Annotated in this window: 18 protein-coding genes and 1 riboswitch; of the genes, 4 read left to right on the top strand and 14 right to left on the bottom strand. The window is 65.5% G+C overall.

Annotated features, from left to right (window positions below; genetic code table 11):
- Positions 1-4: 4 nt before the first annotated feature.
- Positions 5-505: a hypothetical protein gene (locus tag CH305_RS12370; protein WP_094703863.1), complete on the bottom strand. Its 501-nt coding sequence runs from the start codon at positions 503-505 to the stop codon at positions 5-7.
- A gap of 155 nt (positions 506-660) precedes the next feature.
- Positions 661-1,992 carry an aminotransferase class V-fold PLP-dependent enzyme gene (locus tag CH305_RS12365; RefSeq protein ID WP_094703862.1) on the bottom strand — a complete coding sequence of 444 codons (1,332 nt, stop codon included), beginning with the start codon at positions 1,990-1,992 and terminating at the stop codon, positions 661-663.
- Between the two features lie 53 nt (positions 1,993-2,045).
- A riboswitch (SAM riboswitch) is annotated at positions 2,046-2,161 on the bottom strand.
- Between the two features lie 196 nt (positions 2,162-2,357).
- Between CH305_RS12365 and CH305_RS12360 the strand changes: the two genes are divergently transcribed.
- Positions 2,358-6,299: a Pls/PosA family non-ribosomal peptide synthetase gene (locus CH305_RS12360; protein WP_080734308.1), complete on the top strand. Its 3,942-nt coding sequence runs from the start codon at positions 2,358-2,360 to the stop codon at positions 6,297-6,299.
- Between the two features lie 2 nt (positions 6,300-6,301).
- A complete protein-coding gene (locus CH305_RS12355) occupies positions 6,302-7,639 on the top strand; it encodes a M1 family metallopeptidase (RefSeq protein ID WP_094703985.1) in 1,338 nt (445 codons plus the stop codon).
- A 24-nt stretch (positions 7,640-7,663) separates the two neighbouring features.
- Here the strand turns inward: CH305_RS12355 and CH305_RS12350 are convergent, their stop codons facing one another.
- The 12 genes from CH305_RS12350 to CH305_RS12295 all read right to left on the bottom strand — a co-directional run bounded on the left by CH305_RS12350 (position 7,664) and on the right by CH305_RS12295 (position 18,385).
- A complete protein-coding gene (locus CH305_RS12350; RefSeq protein ID WP_094703861.1) occupies positions 7,664-8,284 on the bottom strand; it encodes a hypothetical protein in 621 nt (206 codons plus the stop codon).
- Between the two features lie 30 nt (positions 8,285-8,314).
- Complete coding sequence (locus tag CH305_RS12345) at positions 8,315-9,571, bottom strand: MFS transporter (RefSeq protein ID WP_094703860.1); 1,257 nt, start codon at positions 9,569-9,571, stop codon at positions 8,315-8,317.
- Entirely contained in the window at positions 9,568-10,242 is a 675-nt protein-coding gene (locus CH305_RS12340) for a GntR family transcriptional regulator (RefSeq protein WP_094703859.1), read from the bottom strand. Before CH305_RS12340 ends, CH305_RS12345 begins: the two co-directional genes overlap by 4 nt.
- Positions 10,243-10,365: 123 nt before the next feature.
- Positions 10,366-10,563, bottom strand: coding sequence for a hypothetical protein (locus tag CH305_RS12335; RefSeq protein WP_032380110.1), 198 nt, complete (start codon positions 10,561-10,563; stop codon positions 10,366-10,368).
- A gap of 110 nt (positions 10,564-10,673) precedes the next feature.
- Positions 10,674-11,084 (bottom strand): DUF2752 domain-containing protein, encoded by a 411-nt coding sequence (locus CH305_RS12330; RefSeq protein WP_032403751.1) that lies wholly within the window; start codon positions 11,082-11,084, stop codon positions 10,674-10,676.
- Between the two features lie 19 nt (positions 11,085-11,103).
- Complete coding sequence (locus tag CH305_RS12325; protein WP_094703984.1) at positions 11,104-11,445, bottom strand: plastocyanin/azurin family copper-binding protein; 342 nt, start codon at positions 11,443-11,445, stop codon at positions 11,104-11,106.
- Between the two features lie 23 nt (positions 11,446-11,468).
- Positions 11,469-12,443: a HEAT repeat domain-containing protein gene (locus tag CH305_RS12320; protein ID WP_094703858.1), complete on the bottom strand. Its 975-nt coding sequence runs from the start codon at positions 12,441-12,443 to the stop codon at positions 11,469-11,471.
- 9 nt (positions 12,444-12,452) lie between these two features.
- Positions 12,453-13,088: a HEAT repeat domain-containing protein gene (locus CH305_RS12315; RefSeq protein ID WP_218828589.1), complete on the bottom strand. Its 636-nt coding sequence runs from the start codon at positions 13,086-13,088 to the stop codon at positions 12,453-12,455.
- Between the two features lie 43 nt (positions 13,089-13,131).
- Positions 13,132-15,189, bottom strand: a complete 2,058-nt coding sequence (locus CH305_RS12310) for an FUSC family protein (RefSeq protein WP_094703856.1) — start codon at positions 15,187-15,189, stop codon at positions 13,132-13,134.
- Between the two features lie 21 nt (positions 15,190-15,210).
- Positions 15,211-16,518 carry a GAF domain-containing protein gene (locus tag CH305_RS12305; RefSeq protein ID WP_094703855.1) on the bottom strand — a complete coding sequence of 436 codons (1,308 nt, stop codon included), beginning with the start codon at positions 16,516-16,518 and terminating at the stop codon, positions 15,211-15,213.
- Positions 16,519-16,562: 44 nt separating this feature from the next.
- Positions 16,563-17,330, bottom strand: a complete 768-nt coding sequence (locus CH305_RS12300; protein WP_094609357.1) for an acetoin reductase — start codon at positions 17,328-17,330, stop codon at positions 16,563-16,565.
- Positions 17,327-18,385, bottom strand: a complete 1,059-nt coding sequence (locus CH305_RS12295) for a 2,3-butanediol dehydrogenase (protein WP_094703854.1) — start codon at positions 18,383-18,385, stop codon at positions 17,327-17,329. Before CH305_RS12295 ends, CH305_RS12300 begins: the two co-directional genes overlap by 4 nt.
- Positions 18,386-18,566: 181 nt before the next feature.
- On the opposite strand from CH305_RS12295, the gene CH305_RS12290 reads away from it, so the two are divergent.
- Together CH305_RS12290 and CH305_RS12285 are read left to right on the top strand one after the other, a co-directional pair.
- Positions 18,567-19,682 (top strand): hypothetical protein, encoded by a 1,116-nt coding sequence (locus CH305_RS12290; protein ID WP_094703853.1) that lies wholly within the window; start codon positions 18,567-18,569, stop codon positions 19,680-19,682.
- 153 nt (positions 19,683-19,835) lie between these two features.
- A complete protein-coding gene (locus tag CH305_RS12285) occupies positions 19,836-21,335 on the top strand; it encodes a class I adenylate-forming enzyme family protein (protein ID WP_094703852.1) in 1,500 nt (499 codons plus the stop codon).
- The last annotated feature ends 5 nt before the right edge of the window (positions 21,336-21,340 follow it).

Raw genomic sequence — 21,340 nt, 5'->3', positions numbered from 1 at the left:
CTGGTCAGGATGCGAGCGTCGGGGCGATCGGTGCGCCGAGGACCGTGTCGACGACGTCGATGTCGAGTCTGGTCCCGCGGGATTCGAGCAGCGGCAGTACAGCGTTGTTGACCAGAACCGCCTGGCGAGCCACATCGCCGAGCACTGTCAACGTCACCCCGTCGGCGACGTCGGCCGCGGTGACGTCGGAGATCAGACTGGCCAATCCCGACGGTGTGCCGACGTAGCGGATGGACGACGGGCTGATCGGCGCGTCCAGTCCGGCGAACTCGCGACGAGCCGTCCGAGCATCGGCCGCGATGTGGATCTCGAGGTCGAGGAACACAGCTGTACCGTCGGCCGACTCGCCGCGCTCGACGGCTTCTGCGCGTAGCCGCGCGCGTTGCTGCTGTGCTTCCCGCAGGTCGGAGGCCTGGATTCGGACGATGTCCGCGTCCGGACCCAGCGTCAGTTCGGACCAGATCGAGTCGATTTCGACGGCGACGCGAGTGTGGTTGTGCGACATGAGTGGTGGTCCTGATTCTAGAAGTCGGAGAACGCATTCGGTCGGAGCGGAGCCGAAATCGAACACGAGCCGGACGCAGTGCGGCACAGATCCACGTATCTGTTGCACCAGTGGCGGTTGCCCAGCCACGCGACACTCACGGTCATGACGCCATGCTAACCGTCCGAAGGGGTGCACGGGGATCCAACCCCGGCCGCCCCATCGGCGAGGTCTGGGAACGGTCGCGGGTCGGGTACGGGGTTCCACCAGCCGGCGTCCTCCGCGTAGTGCCAGTTCGGTCCCGACTCGACCAGAGCGGCGAGTGCGCCGACGAGTCGATCCACATCGGCCGACGAGCTGCCGAGGCCGATGCTGGCTCGAACCGCGCCGTCTGCATGGCCCAGTCGGCGGAGCAGTGGATGCGCGCAGAACTTTCCGTCCCGCACTCCGATGCCGTGCTCGGCCGAGAGGTACGCGGCCACCTCACCCGGGTCGCGTCCGGCCACCGTGAAGGTGACGATGCCGACGGTGTCGGGCGCGTCGGCCCACACCTGCAGTAGTTCGACGCCGTCCAGAGCAGCCAGGCCGGCCCGCAGTCGGGACGACAATTCGTGCTCGTGTGCCTGCAGCTCGGCGTCGTCGAATCCCGCGATGGCCTCACAGGCTGCAGCCAGTGCGGCAACTCCGAGCACGTTGGGAGTGCCTGCCTCGTGCCGCTGAGGTGCTGGGGCCCACTCCGTGTGGTCGATGCTCACGCTGCGTACCGCGCCGCCACCGGCCAGGTGCGGCTCACCGGCGTCGAGCCAATCACGTGCGCCCACAAGCACTCCCGCACCGAACGGCGCGTACAGCTTGTGCCCGGAGAAGGCGAGGTAGTCCACGCCGAGGGCAGCGATGTCGATGCGGCGATGCGGAACCAGCTGAGCACCGTCCACCGCGATCCGCGCGCCGTGCCGATGTGCCAGAGCTGCGAGTTCCGCAATGGGAAGAACCTCGCCGGTGACGTTCGACGCACCCGTGATCGCCAGCAGTGCAGCAGGTTTCACGGCCAGCTCGGCGTCGAGTCGGTCGATGGTCTCGGCCAGTGTCGACGCGGCCACCACGACGCGGCGATCACGCCACGGAAGCAGGTTCGCGTGGTGCTCGATATCGAGCACTACGGTGTCGCCCGGCACACACGCGGCTAGCAGATTGAGCGAGTCGGTGGTGTTCCGCGTGAACACCACTACCGAATCCTTCTGCGCACCAACAAAATCTGCGACGGTCACCCGAGCCTTCTCGTAGGCAGCCGTCGAAACGCGCGAGGCGTAGCCGGCACCTCGATGCACGCTCGAGTAGAACGGCAGCAGGTCCGCGATCCGATCGGTCACTGCCGCCAGGGCCGGCGCGCTGGCCGCGTAGTCGAAGTTGGCGTACGTGCACGAGCCACCCTGCACCAGGGGTACCTGCAGATCCGTGCCCGAAACAGGGGCAAAAGGAGCACAGGGGCGGGAAAGTACAGATGTCATGACAGATCAAGCCCTCACGTTCGAGGGACCCGCAACCGAAGAGTTCGTGAACGAGTCCGCGCTTGCCGCGCCGGTTTTCCGGCAACAGCCTGGTCGTCACCCGGAGCACCCCACCGCGGAGGAGGGTTGCCGACCAGCGAGCCGGGGCTTGATGCTGGTACTCGTGACCGTGGACAAAACCTTTGCAAACCCGCTGCGGTTTTGTCAAGCCGGGACTCACACGTGTGCAGCAGTAGGATTTCCGCGGTGGGAACGCGCGCTCGTTCACCTGCTGGCAAACAGAACGTGAGATAACCAACGGCGCTGCTGCTCACCAGCACCACAGAGTCACTTGCCAACGAATCGATAAGGACGCCCGGTTGTCTGTGCATCAAGAGAACGATCTGCCGGGTTCGAGCGCGGACATCGCGCCTGCACCGGCGGCGTTTCTTCGCTCGTCTCTCGCTCCTCCCGCCCGGACGCTCATCGACGTTCTCCGAGACACCGCCCATCGTTTTCCCGACGCCCCCGCCATCGACGACGGTGCCGTGTCGGTCAGCTACTCCGAATTGTTGGACGACATCGCCGAGGGTGCCAAGTGGCTCGCCGATGCCGGCGTCCGGCGCGGCGATCGCGTCGGCATCCGCATGCCGTCGGGTTCCTTTTCGCTCTACGTGGCCATTCTGTCCATCCTCGCGGCCGGTGCTGCCTACGTTCCGGTCGACGCGGACGACCCCGAAGAGCGCGCCGAGCTGGTCTTCGGGGAGGCCAAGGTGACGGCCATCGTCACCGCAGGCGGTATCGCGGCCGGGACCGCCCCCAAGCAGGACATCCCTCAGGACGAACCCGAACACAATGCTGTGCCACCCACTCCCGAGGACGATGCATGGGTCATCTTCACCTCGGGTTCCACCGGCACACCCAAGGGCGTTGCGGTCAGTCATCGCAATGCGGCGGCGTTCGTCGACGCCGAGGCGCGCATGTTTCTGCAGAAGGATCCACTGGGCCCCGGCGACCGCGTGCTCGCCGGCCTGTCGGTGGCGTTCGACGCGTCGTGCGAAGAGATGTGGCTGGCGTGGCGACACGGTGCCTGCCTTGTGCCCGCGCCGCGTTCGCTGGTGCGATCCGGTTTCGATCTCGGTCCGTGGCTCGTCTCCCGCGACATCAGTGTCGTCTCGACGGTGCCGACCCTCGCGTCGCTGTGGCCCGCGGTCGCACTCGAGGCGGTGCGGCTGCTCATCTTCGGCGGTGAAGCATGCCCCCCGGAGCTGGCCGAGCGACTCGCCGTCGAGGGCCGCGAGGTCTGGAACACCTACGGCCCCACCGAAGCAACGGTCGTCGCGTGCGCGGCCATCATGGACGGGAAGGGTCCCGTCCGGATTGGTCTGCCCCTCGACGGGTGGGACCTGGCCGTGGTAGACGCGTCGGGCGCTCCGGTACAGGTCGGTGACATCGGAGAACTCGTCATCGGCGGCGTCGGACTGGCGCGGTATCTCGATCCGGCCAAGGACGCCGAGAAGTACGCGCCCATGCCCTCACTCGGATGGGAGCGGGCGTATCGGAGCGGCGATTTGGTCAAGCTCGAACTCGAGGGCCTGCTCTTTCAGGGCCGCGCCGACGATCAGATCAAGCTCGGTGGTCGACGCATCGAACTCGGCGAGATAGACAATGCGCTGCAAGCACTTCCGGGCGTCAGCGGTGCTGCTGCGGCCGTGCGCAAGACCGGTGCGGGAAACTCGGTTCTGGTCGGCTATCTCGCCAGCACCGACCCCGATTTCGATCTCGAGGCCGCCCGAACACTGTTGGCCGAGCAGCTTCCGTCGGCGCTCGTACCGCGCCTCGCATTGGTCGACGAGATGCCCACGCGCACCTCGGGCAAGGTCGACCGCAATGCTCTGCCGTGGCCACTGCCCGGATTGGCGGGTGCGTCGGCGCTCGGCGGCACGGCGGGGTGGGTGGCGCAGCTGTGGACCAACATCCTCGGTGCTCAGGTGTCCGACGAGAACGCCGATTTCTTCGCCAACGGCGGCGGATCGCTCTCGGCCGCGCAGCTGGTGACGGCACTGCGTGAGCGGTTCCCCGAGGTCACCGTCGCGCAGTTGTACGACCATCCCCGATTGGGTTCGCTCGCACAGTATCTCGACGACCTGAAGCCGGTCGTCGAGGCCGTTCCGCGTGAGGTCGCCCCCACATCGCGCACCGCCCAATGGGCGCAGATTCTGGCGACGGTTCCGTTGACCACCTTGACCGGGTTGCAGTGGGTCACCTGGCTGGGGCTGCTGTTCAACGTCATGTCGTGGTTCGGCGACGTGTCGTGGGCTCCGACGCTGTCGTGGTGGTGGATTCTGCTCGCCTTCGTCCTGTTCATCACGCCGGTCGGGCGGATGGCGATTTCGGTGATCGGATCTCGCGTCCTGTTGGCCGGGTTGAAACCCGGTGCATACAAGCGCGGCGGGAGCATGCACATAAGGCTTTGGGCGGCAACACGATTGACCGATGCCAGCGGTGCCTCCAATCTTTCGGGTGCGCCGTGGATGGTCTATTACGCGCGCGCTCTCGGTTCGAAGATCGGCAAAGGCGTCGACCTGCATACGCTGCCGCCGGTCACCGGCATGCTCGAGCTGGGCGACGGCTGTTCCATCGAGCCCGAGGTGGATCTGTCCGGGCATTGGATCGACGGCGATCTCGTCTACATCGGCGGCATCGAGATCGGTGCCGGTGCCACTGTCGGTGCCCGCTCGACACTCCTTCCCGGAACCAAGGTCGGTAAGAACGCGGTTGTCACCGCCGGCTCTGCCGTCGTCGGCCGAGTCAAGGCCGGGCAGATGTGGTCCGGTTCGCCGGCGCAGAAGGTCGGCAAGGCCGATCATCCGTGGCCCGCCGAGACACCTCCGCGCGCGACCCATTGGGTGTTCGCGTACGGCGTCGCATCCCTGTTCCTCTCGGGCATGGCACTGTTCTCCATCGGTGTCAGCCTGGTGCTCATGGGCTGGTGGATTCACACTGCCGACTCCGTGCTCGACGCCTTCCAACGTGGACTGGTGATGTTGCCCGTCGCCACTCTGGTGTCACTGGCGGTGTTCGCACTGATCACCGTTGTCGCAGTCCGGTTGCTCAGCATCGGACTCGTCGGCGGATACCACCCGGTGCGCAGCCGTATCGGCTGGCAGGTCTGGGCCACCGAACGGTTGATGGACTCGGCGCGCACGTTTCTCTTTCCGCTCTACGCATCGTTGCTGACACCGCACTGGCTCCGACTCCTCGGCGCGAAGATCGGCAAGGACGTCGAAGCGTCGACCGTGCTGATGATCCCCAAGTTCACCACCGTCGCCGACGGTGCCTTCCTGGCCGACGACACCATGGTCGCCAGCTACGAACTCGGCGGCGGCTGGATGCATCTGGGCGACGCCAAAGTGGGCAAGCGGGCGTTTCTCGGTAACTCCGGCATGACCGGGCCAGGGCGAACCGTTCCGAAGAACGGCTTGGTCGCGGTGCTGTCGGCGACGCCGGACAAGGCGAAGTCGGGCTCGTCGTGGCTCGGCAGCCCACCGGTGCGATTGCGTCGGGCGGCCGGTAGCGCGGACTCGTCGCGCACGTTCGATCCGCCCAGGAAGTTGAAGATCGCCCGTGCACTCGTCGAGACATGCCGGTTGATTCCCGTCGTCGTGACGTTCGGCATCGGGCTCGGGGTGCTGTTCGGGCTCACCGCCATCGCCGACTCCGTCGGGTACTGGTTGGCTGCGCTGCTCAGTGGCGTCGTGCTGCTCGTCGCCGGTTTCGTGGCTGCGGCAGTGTCGGCGTTGGCGAAGTGGTTGTGGGTGGGCCGGATCGGCAAGACCGACCACCCGCTGTGGAGCTCGTTCGTGTGGCGCAACGAGGTGGCCGACACGTTCGTCGAGACCGTCGCCGCGCCGTGGTTCGCACGCGCAGCCGAGGGCACCGCCGTGCTGAACATGTGGCTGCGGTGGCTCGGCGCGGACATCGGCCGCGGTGTCTGGTGTGAGACGTACTGGCTGCCGGAGGCCGATCTGGTGACGTTGGCCGACGGTGCGACGGTCAACCGAGGGTGCGTTGTGCAGACGCACCTGTTCCATGATCGGATCATGTCCATGGACACTGTCGATCTCGGCGCAGGCGCAACTTTGGGACCGCACTGTGTCGCATTGCCCGCTTCGGGTATAGGTGAAGGTGCGACGGTGGGGCCTGCCTCCCTGGTGATGCGCGGCGATACGGTTCCCGCGCATACTCGTTGGCAAGGCAATCCGATCGCGCCGTGGGCCAAGGGTGATCCCTTTCCGCGTATTCGCGACGACCGAAACGAGGGGTGATCGTGGGAGGCAGATTGGTGGCACCGGTGTTCGACGTCGATTCCAGCGACAACCCGATCGACACGTATCTTCCGCAGAACGGCAACCGCGGCTACCGCGTCTCACGCTACGAGCTCGACCTCGAGTACAAGGTGGAGAGCAACCGGTTGACGGGCAAGGCGAAGATCACGGCGGTCACCACTGCGACGGTGTCGAAGTTCGCGTTCGATCTCGGCCCGGCGATGAACGTGACGAAGGTATCGGTCAACGGTTCGCGTTCGGTGAAGTTCACCCATCAACGCGGCAAGTTGAAGATCACGCCCGCCAAACCGATCGCCTCGGGTGCGGCATTGGTGGTGACGGTGGCGTACGGCGGAACTCCCAAGCCGATCAACGGTTTGTGGGGTGAGGTCGGCTGGGAAGAGCTCACCGAGGGATCGATCGTCGCGAGTCAGCCGAACGGTGCTGCGTCGTGGTTTCCGTGTGACGATCATCCGGTGTCCAAGGCCAGCTACGGCATCACCATCACCACCGATTCGCCGTACTACGCGGTGGCCAACGGAACGTTGGTGCGCAAGCAAACTCGTGCCAGCCGCACCACGTGGGTGTACGAGCAGCCCGAGCCGATGGCCACGTATCTCGCGACCATCCAGATCGGTCCGTACGAGCATCGCATCGTCAGCCCGGGGCCGGTGCCGATGAAGGCGATCACTCCCCCGCGACTGCGCGCACAGTTCGACCACGATTTCGGCCGTCAGCCGCAGATGATGGACACTTTCGTACGGCTGTACGGCCCTTACCCTTTCGCGTCGTACACCGTGGTGGTGACCGACGACGATCTCGAGATTCCGATCGAGGCGCAGGGGCTGTCGATCTTCGGGGCCAATCACTGTTCGGGTTCCCGGTACTACGAGCGTCTGGTGGCACACGAGTTGGCGCACCAGTGGTTCGGCAATTCGCTGACCCTCGGCAAGTGGGCCGACATCTGGCTGCACGAGGGATTCGCGTGTTACTCGGAGTGGATCTGGGCCGAGAACTCCGGCGGCGCAACAGCTCACGACAAGGCCAAGCGCGCGCACACCATTCAGCGTGGTCTGGCCATGGATCTGCAGCTCACCGATCCTGGGCCCGAGCGCATCTTCGACGATCGCGTCTACAAGCGCGGTGCTCTCGCACTGCACGCGGTCCGGCGCACCATCGGCGACGAGCGCTTCTTCGGACTGATCCAGGAATGGACCTCCAAGTACCGCTACTCGACGGTGGCGACCGCGGACTTCACCGACCTCGCCTCCCGCTTCGGTTGCCCCCGAACTCTGTGGGACGCATGGTTGATCGACAAGCAGTTGCCGTCGTTGCCGTAGGTCGCGCCCTCGAATCGGCCGGCGTCAGCGATACCCGAGCGACACCGTCAACCCAGCAACCGCGTAGCCGTACAGTGCCGTCGTTGCCAGTGCTTGACGCCAGAAGCCGTGCGGGAACGACGCCGCCCAGCGTCCCTTGCCGTCCAGTTGCAGATCGCAGGGGAAGTCGCTGATGACCATCGCTGCGGCCGGTTGCTTCGAGTGCACGAGCACCACCCCTGTGGTGAACGGCAGTCCCCGAACGAACAGGTGACCGCGCGCCTCCCCAGCCCGGTACCGCACCGCAGACTCGGTCACAACGCCTGTGTACCAACGTCGTTGGACGTTCCAGCCGGTCGCGTGCGCGAGCCGAAGGTTGCGGTCGCCGCGCAGTGCCGTGTCCACGGTCTCGACGTCTGCAATCACTCCCCATCGCAGCATCGACATCCACTGACCGATCCGTCTCCAGCGACACACCAGCGCCCCGAACAGAACGATCGCGAACAAGTACGGCACCAGCTCGGGATACCTCGACCAGCAGGCAGCCGGCACGATCACGGCGATCAGAAACCAGTACGCCTCGCGTCGGTTCCATGCGGTTGCAGCCGCGAGCGCCGCCGTCGAAGGCACTCGGTGCGGCGGGACAGTGCGCGCGGACTGCAGCATGATGCCGCTGATCCTAGAGCCGAACCGCCTCTACGCGCTCGGCAAGTGAGCAGACGTGTTCGATCGCACCACCAGGCCGCAGATTCCAGCCATCACCGCGCCGAATCCGAAGATGATCGGGTAGGTCACCACGCCGGGCCAGGTCTCGGTGAGCGCCGACAGCACGGCAGGCACCGCGAAGCCCAGGTATGTCAGTGAATAGAACACTGCGGTGAGGCCCGCGAGATCGTCGGGGCCCGCAATACGTTGCACCTCTTGCAGACCCGAAACCAAAGCCATGCCGTATCCACATCCGAGTACCGCTGCCGCGATCAGCGCTGCGGCAATGGTCAGCACCGACGCCGCCCACGCCGCGACAGCCATGCCGACCACCAACAGAGTCAGTGCAACCAGAGCGCCTCGCGCACTGGCGGGTGTGTCGATCCGTCGCCCGACGGCCTGGATCGCAAATCCGGAGCCGAGGGCGATCACCGCCATCGCCGCCGAGAGGGCCACGGGATAGCCGCCCCCGGGCTCGTCGGCCAGAGCATCCGCCATCAGTGACGGCAGCACCGCGTAGGCGACGCTTGCGGCACCGAACACCCACGGTGCCAACGGCAGCACGACGAACAGGAACCGGCGGTGCGAAGCAGACGGGATCCTCAGGTCGTCGAGCAGCTTCTTGCTCTTCGATGTCACTGTCGCGGTGCGTGTTTCGGGAACGGAGAGCATGCCGACGCCGGCGACGATGCAGATGAGCACGTGCACGCTGTAGGCGAGGTGCGTCGGCCACGGTGCCCATTGCGCGAGCACACCGGCAACTCCGGCACCGAGGGCAAAGCCCGCCGTCAGCGACATCGCGGCTCGGCGCGCTCCGGCACCGGGCTTGGCGGTGGCATCGCGGCTGGAGAGTTCCTTGACCCAGCTGCCGCCCACGGCCATGCCGATTCCGAGTGCGATGCCGCTGAGCACACGGCCACCGAAGAGCATGAAGGCGTTGTCGGGTCCGAGTGCTATCAGAATGGAACCGGCCGCGGCAATTGCGGGGGCGGGCAACATGATCGGGCGTCGGCCGAGTCGATCGGACAGCGGCCCGCAGATCAGCATCGCCGGAATGATGCCCAGGACGTAGGCGAACAGGAACGTATCGACCACCACGGCCGAGAAGCCGTGATCGAGCCGGTACATCACCAACAACGGCGTGAACTCGTTACCGCCCCAGGCGACGGCGAACATGCCCGACGCGACCAGCAGCCAGCGTCGCGCAGTCAGCTCGATGTCTCGTTCGTTCGTGAGCGTTTCACTCATCGTGTTCCCCCCCTGTTTGCTCCGACTGACCTGTCCGGTCGTAGGCCGTGCACCCCGAGCATGTGTTGTTCGACGGCCCGCTCGAATCCGTCTGCGTCGCCGGCCTCGATCAGGTCGGTGAGTCGGCGATGGTCGTCGACGATGCGCGAGATCTGACCCGGATCGCGCGTCACCGAGGCTGCGGTCATCCGGCGCTGACGCTCGCGAAGTCCGTCGTAGAACGCGTCGAGCAAGGGATTGCCACCGGCTCGGACGACGGTGCGATGAAAGTCGGCGTCGACTGCGCTGAACTGCGCGGCGGTGCCGTCGACCGCCAACTTCTCCTGCAGCTGCAGGTTCTCGCGTAGCGCGTTCACCACAGATGTCCGGGCGGTGACGTCGCCGATGAACGCGCGAACACTTCCTGCCTCAACGAGGCGACGCGCATCGACGACACTCTCCGCCTCACCCACCGCGATCGGCACCACCAGTGCCCCGCGCTTGGGGTACAGACGCATCCACCCCTCTACCTGAAGACGCAGAAACGCCTCGCGTACGGGCGTGCGACTGATCTCGAGCCGAGTCGCGATTTCACCCTCGCTGACGAGCTCACCGCCGGGCAGATCACCCGAAACGATGAGCTCTTTGACCGTCGCATACGCCGTATCGGCGGCAGATTTCGTCTCGAGCACAACATAGATACTAGATGCACCTCAACTGTGCACCAATTCGGGACCCGAAAAAGTCCACTCGACGTGACATTGACTACCGAAAAGGCCACCGAACGTCACATTGACTCCCCAGGGGCAGAACGGTCAGGGCACCCAGTGGCGTGCGGCGATGTCGTCGATCACCGGATCCCCGTCCTGCGCCGACTCGAGTGCCTCCAGGTCGTCGCGCAGTGCGTTGAGCCGCGGGTCGTCGCCCTCGGCCTGCTCGGCGGCCGTTCCACCGTCGTCGGCGAGTTGTGCGAGCAGCTTCGCTCGCACCCGGTCCTTCAGGGAATCGCTCATTCGTCGTCACCTTTCTTGAACACGCGTCGGGCAGTGGGGATGAGCGCGATGAGTACGCCCAGCAGCACGATGATCGAGAAGATTTCCAGCAGCACAGCATTTCCTTCGGTTCAGGTCGGGGCGATTGCGCTGCCCCACGAGGTGTTGCGCACCACTGTGAAGGCGGCGAGAACAGCGATCAGGACGATCACCGTCGGACGGGTGAAGCGCGGGCGCGGCAGCGAACGGCCGGTCCAGCGCGCTCGAAGCCACAGCGCCCACACCCCGACCGCAACGATCGCAAGGACAACCGCAACGACATTGCTCGACGCGGCCGCCGCGACGTCTCCGCGGCTGAGGTCACCCAGAGCACGGGTGGCTCCGCATCCGGGGCACCACAGTCCGGTCAGTGCATGGAACGGGCAGGGAAGGTAGGTCGAGGTGCGAGGGTCGCGAACGTGCAGCAGCACTGCACCACCGACAGCCGCAGCGGCCACACCGAGGGGTGCGGCGATGCTGCGCGATCGGGTCGGTGCCGTCATGCCCCTGAGCCTAGGAGTTTCAGGGCTCGACGACGATAGATGCCGTCATGTCCGGATGCGGCGTGCAGTGGTACGTGAAGGTGCCCGCGGTGTCGAAGGTATGCGTGAACTGGCCGGTCTCCATGAGTTGACTGCGAAACGAGTTGTCGTCGGCGACGACGTTGTGTGCCATGCCTTTGTCCGCGAACACCCACGTGACGGTCTCTCCCACGGAGATGGTCAGTGTCTTCGGCGAGTACATCCGATCGGCGACGGTGACCTGATTATCGGCAACGGGTTCGGTGGACGCGGCCGGGGTGGTGGCGGTGGAGCAGGCAGTCAACGTGATCAGCAGTGCCGCGAACAATCCGAATGCCTTCATGACCTCGACGGTACCGAAAGGGCTCATTCCCTCCGGCCGAGGATGTACTGGGCCGTCAGGGCAATCGATCGGTCCGCGTCGCCGGTCAATTCCTGCAGCGCCTGCAGTGCTGCCGGTCCCGGGATGCTCGCCAACGCCTGCGTCACTCGCAGCCTCACGGCGACATCGTCTAGCCCGTCCATCAACGCCGCAACTGTCGACGCGTCGGATCCCAGCACCCCGAGTGCGTCCGCGGCGTCGACATCGTTCGTTCCGTCGTGCACCATCTCGATCAGCGTCGGGACGGCGTCGGCCACTCCCCGGGCCGCCAGCTCCACCGCAGCGACCCGCCTGACCTGCTCGTCGTCGTGGACCAGCGCCTCGCGCAACACGTCGGTGGCGTCGGGGTGGGCAATCTCGACGACGGTATCGACGGCCCGGCGGCGCACCTCGGGGTCCGGTGCGTGCAGGCCCTGGCGCAGCGGCCCCATCGCATCGCCACCCGTCTGTGCGAGAGCCCACCGAAGTGCGCCGGCCACGTTGGTTGCGGGTTCGCGCAGCACTGCCTCGGCCAGGGCCTCCGCCGGAATGGGTCGATCTCCGACGGACGCCAGCGCCGCCGACTGTCGCTTTCCTGCACTCACCGACTGCAGATCGCCGAGCATCGCGACCGTGCCGAGCACGTCCTCCCAATCGTCGGGTCGGGCACTGCCGATGCGACGCAGCCGGGTGAGCAATTCGGTAGCTCGCGCGATGCGTTCTTCGGCTCGGCCCGCGAGCTCGTCGACGAGTCCCGAGGCCGCGAAACTCGGATCGTCCAGCGCACGACCGACGTCGTGCAGCGACAAACCGAGCGAACGCAGGGATTCGACGTGGAACAGGCGTCGAACATCCTCCGGGGAGTATTCGCGGTAACCGGTACTGCTCCGCGAGGTCGGCTGCACCAGCCCGAGCCGGTCGTAGTGCCGGAGCATGCGCGCACTGACCCCGGACCGCCGCGCCACCTCACCGATCAACATCGTCCTATCTCACCCTGCCGTGTCGACTACGCCAAGGGCATCGACACGCTTGGCCTCGAACACTGCGAACCCGGCATCCGGGTCTCGGAGCAGCGTCTCGGTTGCCCGCGCGTGGGCACGAACAGCAACATCCTTGCTCGACGCGGCGTGCCGCAACATCGGCTCGATCACCGAACCCAGTGCGACCAGAGCGCGACTCAGGCTCCGCTGGACGTCGTAGCCACCTCGCCCGAGGTGCGTGCCCAGCATCGCGGCCAGCTGCTCTTCGCTTCCGGTCGGAACCAGAACCACCGCAGCTCGCCACGCGCTACGTGCGACTTCGTCGTCGGGGTCGGAGATCAACGCCTCGGTGATGACCTGCCACGCCGCCCGATCCTTGATCTTGGACAACGTGTGCAACGCCTGGCTGCGAGCCTGGACCCCGCCGGATCGCACTTCCTCGATCAACCGCGGAACCGTCGACGACGCGGGTAGCCGAATCAGCGCCCACGTCAACATTTCCCGAACCTGGAAATCCGGTTCGACGGCGCACCGCTGCAGCAGTGCGTCGAGGAACTGCAGATCCGGTGTCGTACCGAGATCGAGCGCGGCCCGCAGCCGAGCCGACGGATTGCTGTGGTGCAGTGCCCCGTTTACCGAATTCATCGAGTTCATGCGGCCCAGCCAAGACCTTGTCACCGTGCCAAGGTCAACCCCGACTCAGCACGTCCGCGAGAGTTCGGTTCATCGTGTTCAGCGCGCGCACCGCACCCCGCAGTGGACCGGGCGCGTTGGTGGAGGTGAGCATGACATCCAGGACTGTCGTCTCGGTGACCTTCTCCGGCGGCTCGACGTGCTTGCCCGCCGCGGCCGCCTCGACGTGACGTACGGTCTCGCGCACCAGAGCCGCAGCATCGCGCAGAGCCCGGGCCGTGTCGTCCGACGGGGCCGTCTGCGCATCGGCGCGAGAGGCCAGCACGCCTGCTCGGGCCAATGCATGGGCAGATCGGCTACTGACGGCCAACACTCGAAGCAGTCGTTTCGCGCCTCGCCTGCTGCGGGTCGTCGGCCCCAGTACGAGTGGCTTTCCGGCCGTCACGACGTCCTTCAATGCGTTGTCGAGCGCGCGGGTCGACGCCACCAGGTCGGTCTCTTCTCCCGGCGCCACAACCGCTTCGACACTGGCCTCGATCAACGCGTCCAACTGCTCGAGGTAGGTATCGACCCTGTCCACCATCGTCTTTCGAGTTCCGGTCGAGAAGATGAAGTACGCGGAGACGATACCGACCACGCCGCCGACGGCGGTCTCGGTGATACGAAGCTCGAGCACCTCGATACTGAAGGTGCCCAGCAGCCCGTAGAGCATCGCAAGCAGAATCGTGACGAAGAACGACAGCAACGCGTACGCCACGGTCACCAGGTAGAACGCGAAGAAGACGCAGACGACGATCAACACCAGCTGCAGCGGTTGATTGTTGCCCACCAGTGCGGCGATCACCACACCGGCCAGCACGCCTGCAATGGTTCCGAGGACGCGTTGGCCTGCGCGCGTGAGGATTTCGCCCCGAGTCGACGCCCCGGTGAACACCAGGAACGCCGTCAGCACCGCCCAGTACCAGCGGTCGGGCGAGACCAGTTCACCCAACACGGTCGCCGCGCTGGTGGCCACGGCCACCTGAATTGCGGCCTTGGTGCTGGGGTTCAGTCCGCTCGGCTCGTCCTTTGCCGCGGGCTCGGTCGATTCGGGCTCGGGGCTCGCGGCAACCGAGACTGCGTTGGTGGTGATGTGATGAATAGCGATGTGCGCCTGCACGGCTCGCTGCGCGGAGACCGTAGCGATGCCTGCGGGGGTCGACGGATCGGCACGTTCGGCGGCCGTCGCGGCCATCCGACGGGCGGCCCGAAGCTGTTCCGAGGACGGCGTGTTCTGCAGGACCGACCCGAGTGCCGTTGTTGCCTGGCCCAGCGCTTTGGGCCATGGCTTGGCCGGATCGAGAGCCCAGAGCGAGCTGACGAGTTGTTCGGTCGCGATCTGGGCGTCGAACACGCGGAGCGACAGATCGGTGCTGGTGACACTGAGCAACTGACCGGCGTCGTGTCGGTCGAGCCAGTCGTCGATCATCAGCGCGGTGTTGCCGAGCCGGTCGAGTCTGCGGCGCAACAGGTTCAAGTCACGGTCTTCTCGCCTCGACGCCGCCTCGAGCACCGATACCGACACCGCCCGCATGGCGAACAGCAACCGACGGACTTCCACGATCGGCCGATCCGGGAAGATCACCGCTCGCACGAACAGCGCGATCACCAAACCGCCGAGGATCGCTGCGATGAGCATCGGCAGCTGCCCCGGGGTCGCGCGGAGAAACAGTGCGAAGAAGTACGATATGAACGCCACCATCCCCAGCGCAGTGCCGCGAGGACCGAACCTGCGGACCCACACGGCCGCGAACAACACCGCAATGAAGCCGACGTCGGCCACCTTGCCGAGCTCGGAGAGCAACGCCGCCAACGTCACTGCCGCCGAGGCAGGCAGCGCCATCAGCGCGGTGGTGATGAGCCGACTGTGCTGGTCTTTGTCCTTCACTGCCGCCGAAGCCTGCATCGCCACCACGGTTCCGAGCATCGCGACCGTCACCGGCTGCCCGATGGCGCGCGTGGTCAACACCAGCGTCACCATCGCCAGCAGCACCGTGAGCGTGGTCGCCGACGCACTGCGCAGCCGTACCTGTCCCGGATCCGAGGCATCGAGGATTCGGGCGAGGCGGTTCATTCCTCGATTCTGCGCTACGGCTCAGCCCCGTGCCGCCCGGATCGCCGGGGCCGACGAATGCGGTAGCAACCGACTCATGTCCGACGGCGTGATCACCTCTACGGTCGCCGATTCGTCCAACCGATACGGCTGCGTGGAGATGATGCCGGCGAGGTGTTTGCGCAGTCGCGACATCTCGGCCCGCACGGTGATCGCACGGCCGTCGTCGCCGAACAGATCTGCGGCCATCTGGGCGGCCGTTCGCCCGTGCCGATTCGTGGCGAGAAGGTACAGAATCTCGGCGTGCCGGGGCGTCGGCTCGTGGGTCCACTCCCCCACTTCACTGCGGACCTCGACGCGAGGCTTCTGCGAATTGCGCAGGTCGATGCGAATTCTCGTCGACCCCACATCTGCGACGCCGGAAGTGGAGCCTGCGGAATAACTCTCGGGGGTGGGTCGCACCAGCCATCCACCGGGCAGGGGCTCGAAGTCGCACACGCCGAGGGTCGGCAACCAGAATCGGCCCGTCGCCAGATCTTCGGGAAGCAGGATGCGATTGCGCAGTGCCACCGATTCGACGGCCGCAACCCATCCGTTCGCGTCGACGGCCAGCGCCGGGGACTGCAACCGCGCGAGCATCGGTGCGGCCACCGAACGCAGTCGATCGAGGGTGGACCGATGAATCTCGCGTAGTTGGGACTCGGCCAACCGTGCGACGGCGTCGACCAGCGCGATGGTGGTGGGGTGCACCGTCTTGGCCGGACCGCTGACGTCGATGGCTCCCAGTACCTGACCGGTTCGCGGATCACGGATGGGTGCTCCGGCACACGTCCACGAATGATGGCTCCGCACATAGTGTTCGGCCGAGAAGATCTGGACCGCGCGCCGCGAGACCAGCGCAGTGCCGATGGCATTGGTGCCCACCGAGTCCTCCGCCCAGTTGGCCCCCTCGACGAATCCGAGGTCGTCGGCGCGGTCGAGTACGGCCGTCGATCCGCTCCGCCACAGCACCCGGCCGTGCCGATCGGCGACGACGAGGATGTTGTCCCCGTCCTGCACCACCGATTCCAGGCCGCGGGCCAGATCGTCCAGGATGTCGAACAACCCCGATTCTCGACGGCTGAGCTCGAGATCGGACACGTCCATCTGCGTCTCGGCGGGGTTGCCCAGTTCGGGGTCGATTCCCAGGGTCTGCAACCGCCGCCACGAGTCACCGATGACCTCGCGGGGACGCGCGGGCGACTTGCCGCCGGTCATGGTCGCGTCGTACACGGCAGTGAGAATCTGCGCGTAGCGGCGCGGGTCTTCGCCGGCCGCCAGCGCAGGTTCAGGACCTGTCGACTGCGTCATCACAGTCAATTGTGCTCCAGCTCACAGATCGACATCAACGGGGGTTACCGATAGACCAGGCCACCGTCGATCAACGGTGCCTGGCCCGTCATGTAGTCCGAGTCGGGTCCAGCGAGATACGAAACGAACGCTGCCACGTCCTCGGGCGTCTGCGCCCGACCGAGAGCGATACCGCCGACGAACTTGTCGTAGGTTTCGCCCTCCGCGGCGCCGGTCAGCTCGGCGAACCGTTTGTCGATGGTCACCCACATGTCGGTGCCCACCACTCCGGGGCAGTACGCGTTGACGGTGATGCCCTCAGCGGCATATTCCTTGGCCGCAGCCTGGGTCAGTGCCCGAACCGCGAATTTTGTTGCGCTGTAGACCCCGAGCATCGCGAATCCGTCGTGACCCGCGATGGACGACGCGTTGATGATCTTGCCCTTCTGGCCGAGAGACTTGAATGTTGCTGCGGCCGCTTGGATTCCCCACAGCACGCCGTCGACGTTGACGGCCCAGATCGTCGCGACGTCCTCGGGCCGAACATCGTCGAGCGGGGCCACTTGCGCTATTCCCGCATTGTTGACGATGACGTCGAACCCGCCGAGCGCGCTGTGCGCGTGGTCGACGGCCGCGAACACCTGGTCGCGATCACTGACGTCGGCCACGAATGTCGTTGCCTTCGAGCCAGTTCGACGCACCTCGTCGGCGACGCCTGCGATCTTGTCCTCGGCCAAATCCACCAATGCGATGTCGTGACCGTCGTTCGCCAACCGCAACGCGATGGCGCGGCCGATGCCCTGACCCGCTCCGGTCACCAACACCGCGCTCATGCGGATGCTCCAGTCGAAGGATCGACCAAAACCTTCATCTTCGTGCCTGCGTGCAGCGCCTCGAACCCGTCGTCGATGACGCCGTCGAGCGCAATCTTGTCCACCCAGCCAGTCGTGTCGTAGTGGCCCTGGCTCATCAGATCGATGACGGCCTCGTAGTCGGCGGAGGTGTAGCACAGCGAGCCCTGAATTCGGGATTCGTTCATCACCAGCTTCTGCAGCGGCGTGGTGAGAGGCTTTTCGTAGATAGCGACGCTGATCAGCGGCTTACGCGCACCGATACAACCGAGCGCGGCCTCGACGGCAGGTTGCACGCCGGCTGCGTCGTAGATGGCGTCGGCACCCTTGCCGTAGGTGAGGTCGGCGATGTAGGCCGGGATGTCGAGAGCTGTCGGATCGAGGGTCTTCGCTCCGAGGGCCTCGATCGATGCTCGACGCGTCGGCGACGGTTCGACGACGTAGACGTTGTCGAGTCCTTTGCCGCGCAGCGCGAACCACAGTCCGATGCCGATGGGCCCTGCTCCGAACACCATCGCGGTGTCCTCGGTCTTCGGATCTCCGAGTGTCGCAGCGTGATAGGCGACCGACATCGGTTCGACGAGCGCACCGAGTTCGAGCGAGACGTTGTCGGGCAAGGCGTGAATCATGTCGGTGGGGACCACGGTGTATTCGGCCATTCCGCCGTCGGACATCAGTCCGTGGAAGCCGATCTGCGCGCAGATGTTGTAGTTGCCCGCCCGGCACGGCCCGCAGTGTCCGCACCGATAGAGCGGCTCGATGGCGACGCGGTCGCCGACCGCGATGCCGGTCACGCCCGCGCCGAGCTCGGTGACGGTTCCCGAGAACTCGTGCCCGAGGATCAGCGGCATCTCCTGACCGGTCAGCGGATGCGGCGAGGTGGGGATGAAGATGGGGCCGGCGTAGTACTCGTGCAGGTCGGTTCCGCAGATTCCGTTGAACCCGATCTTGATCTTGACCTGCCCTTCACCGGGATGAGGCTCGGGGACGTCGGTGATCTCCACCTTGTTGGGTCCGTAGTACATAGCTGCGCGCATCGGTTTTCACTCCTGACTGGATTGGATGCACTCAGGTTTATGTGACCCGGAGCACAACCGCCAGGGTTGCACCGCGTTGCACTGCGCCGGCCGCAGTGCAACCTCCCGCAACCCTGACGGTCGGGTGTGATTCAGCTCATAGTGACGGCGTCACCTTCGCCTCGAACGAAACGAGCAGCACATGACCGCTACCGCAGACCGCCCACTGAGCAAGCCGAAAATCACTCCACCACAGGGTAACTGGCTCGTGTTCGGAGTTGCCAACCTCGCCGTCGTGGTGGCCGTGTCGCTTGCGACGTGGTATCTGCTGGCCGACCCGACCACCAGTCCGTGGAACTTCTATCCCCTCCCCTTCAACGCCGCGCTGTTCTGGGCAATTCTGTTCATCGTGTTCATCGGATTCGATTGCGAATTCGCCGGATTCGACTCACTGAAGCAACCGATACGCGGGCTCACCATCCTGGCCTCGACGGCAGTGTTCGCCGTGGCCGTCACCTGGATCCTCGGTAGCGGCCTCGGGTCGTTGTATCCCGATTTCGCCGGCTCTCGGGAGGGCGGACTCGGCTATTTCGCCGGTGCGCTGTTCGTGCTGTTCGGTTTCGGAACCTGGGTGATGGTGGTCCTGAACTGGCAGCACTGGCCGTGGACCGTACTGCGTATGAAGCAACCGCTGATCGGGCTGTGCGAGATCGCCTTCGTTGCCGTCCCGACTCTCGCGCTGTACTTCGTGTTCGGACTGCCGTCGGTCTCGCTCTCGGCCACCGATCCACTGATGTCCGTCGACACCGCACTGGGCTGGTTCTACTCGATCGTCGTCTCGGTGATCCTCACCGGCCAGACCCTCGACAACTGGCCGTGGAAACTGGCCGGTGGCGGCGGACGGACCGCCCTGGCGGCAACGGTCGGCAACGCGGTTCTCGGCACCGTGATCTACTTCCTGATGGTTCCCCTGGCGAAGCTCCTGGTCGGGTCCGACGCCACCGCCGAGCTCGGCTCCGTCATCAAGCAGTTCCCGGCGCAGATCGGCGTGTGCTGGGCCTTCTGGATGATTTTCTGGGCCAACGGCTTCGGTAATCGCTTCCCCGCGGCGGGGCGCGCGGTGCTGACCTTCGCCTTGGCCATCGGCACGTTCCTGGCCTACTACTACGTCGTCGCGGAGCACATACTGCACGAGCCCACCGTCGCCGCCGGGATCTCCGGGAACGCACTGGGATTCATCGACTGGCTGGTGCTCTGGACCTTGATCTACGTCGTCGGATTCCAGTCGTTGGGGTTGAAGAAGCTCTCGCCCGCCTGAGACGAACAGCCGAGACACGACCGGCGATCGACGTCGGTCGTGTTTATGCTCCGAGAACAACAGATGAGCCGATCTCTGGCCTCGCGAGCTCTATCGACACCCCCCTTCCGTCACTAGTGTCGTGGATCACAGCACTAGCGAGGGGATCCACACATGACGGTCATCGGGTACTTCCCGTGGCGTTCTTCGGCCGAAAGAGCAGATCGACCGTGCGTTCGCGACGACCACTCCGAATTGACGTACGCCCAATTCGCAGGGCGCGTAGATGTTTTCGCGTCGCAGTTGGCCGCACACGGGGTCCGCACAGGCGACGTGATTGCCGTGATACTTCCCAACCGGGTCGAACTGATCATCGCGATCATGGCCGCGTGGCGTATCGGTGCGGTCGCAACTCCGGTGAACCCCACCTCGACGCCGTCCGAGGCCCATCATCAGATCACGGACTCGCGTGCGGTCATCGCGATCACCGACAGCGGCAGTCCGCGCGTCGACGGCATCGCCTGCCTCACCGTCGACGACATCTCGGCCGACGAACTCCGCTCCACCACCACATCATCGTTCGATGATCTCGGCTCGGTCGAACCCGGGTCCGACGACCTTGCGCTGCTGATCTATACCTCCGGATCCACGGGGCGTCCGAAAGGCGTCGAGCTGACCCACGCCAATCTGCAGTACATGGCGTCGGCGATGGCAACACATCTCGATCTGACCGCCGACGATCATTGCCTGCTCGTCCTGCCGCTCTTCCACGTCAATGCCATCTGCGTCAGCGTTCTCGCTCCATTGATCGCCGGAGGCCAGGTCAGCATCACCGGACGGTTCAGTCCAACGAGATTCTTCGAGGACGTGAAAGAGCTTCGCCCGACCTATTTCTCGGCCGTCCCCACGATCTACGCGTTGCTGGCCGCGCAGCCACCGGACCTCGAATCGGACTTCTCGTCCGTCCGATTCGGCGTGTGCGGGGCCGCACCGATCTCCAAGGAACTTCTCGACCGCGCCGAGTCGAGATTCGGTTTCGCCCTCGTCGAGGGGTACGGCCTCACCGAGGGGACCTGCGCATCGGCGTGCAATCCTCCCACCGGACTCCGAAAGTTGGGAACCGTCGGTCCGGCACTGCCGGGCCAGAGCATCGCCATCGTCGACGAGGACGGCCACCACCTGCCCGTCGGAACCGTCGGTGAGGTGCTGATCTCGGGCCCGAATGTCATGCGCGGCTACTTCGGTCGCCCGGAGGAGACCGAACGGACCGTCGTCGACGGATGGCTGCACACCGGCGACGTCGGACACCTCGACGTCGATGGCTACCTCACCCTCGTCGATCGCATCAAGGACATGATCATTCGCGGTGGGGAGAACATCTATCCGAAGGAAATCGAGAATGCCCTCGCCACCCATTCCGATGTGCTCGAAGTTGCCGTCGTGGGCGCACCGGACGAGGTGTACGGCGAAGTCCCCGTCGCGTACGTGGTGACCTACCCGGCCGCAACCGTCGGATCCGCCGATCTTCTGGACCATCTCCGTGATCTCGTCACGAAAGTCAAACTGCCCGTTGCGATTCACCTCGTCGACGCGCTCCCGAAGAACCCCGTCGGCAAGATCGACAAACCCCGTCTGCGCACCGAACTCCGCTCCGCCGCCGCACCCGTCGGCTGACATTT

The sequence above is a fragment of the Rhodococcus sp. 15-649-2-2 genome (assembly GCF_002258645.1).
Classification (GTDB): domain Bacteria; phylum Actinomycetota; class Actinomycetes; order Mycobacteriales; family Mycobacteriaceae; genus Rhodococcoides.
Note: the sequence above shows the minus strand (reverse complement) of the source record. Positions and strands in the feature narration are given on the sequence as shown.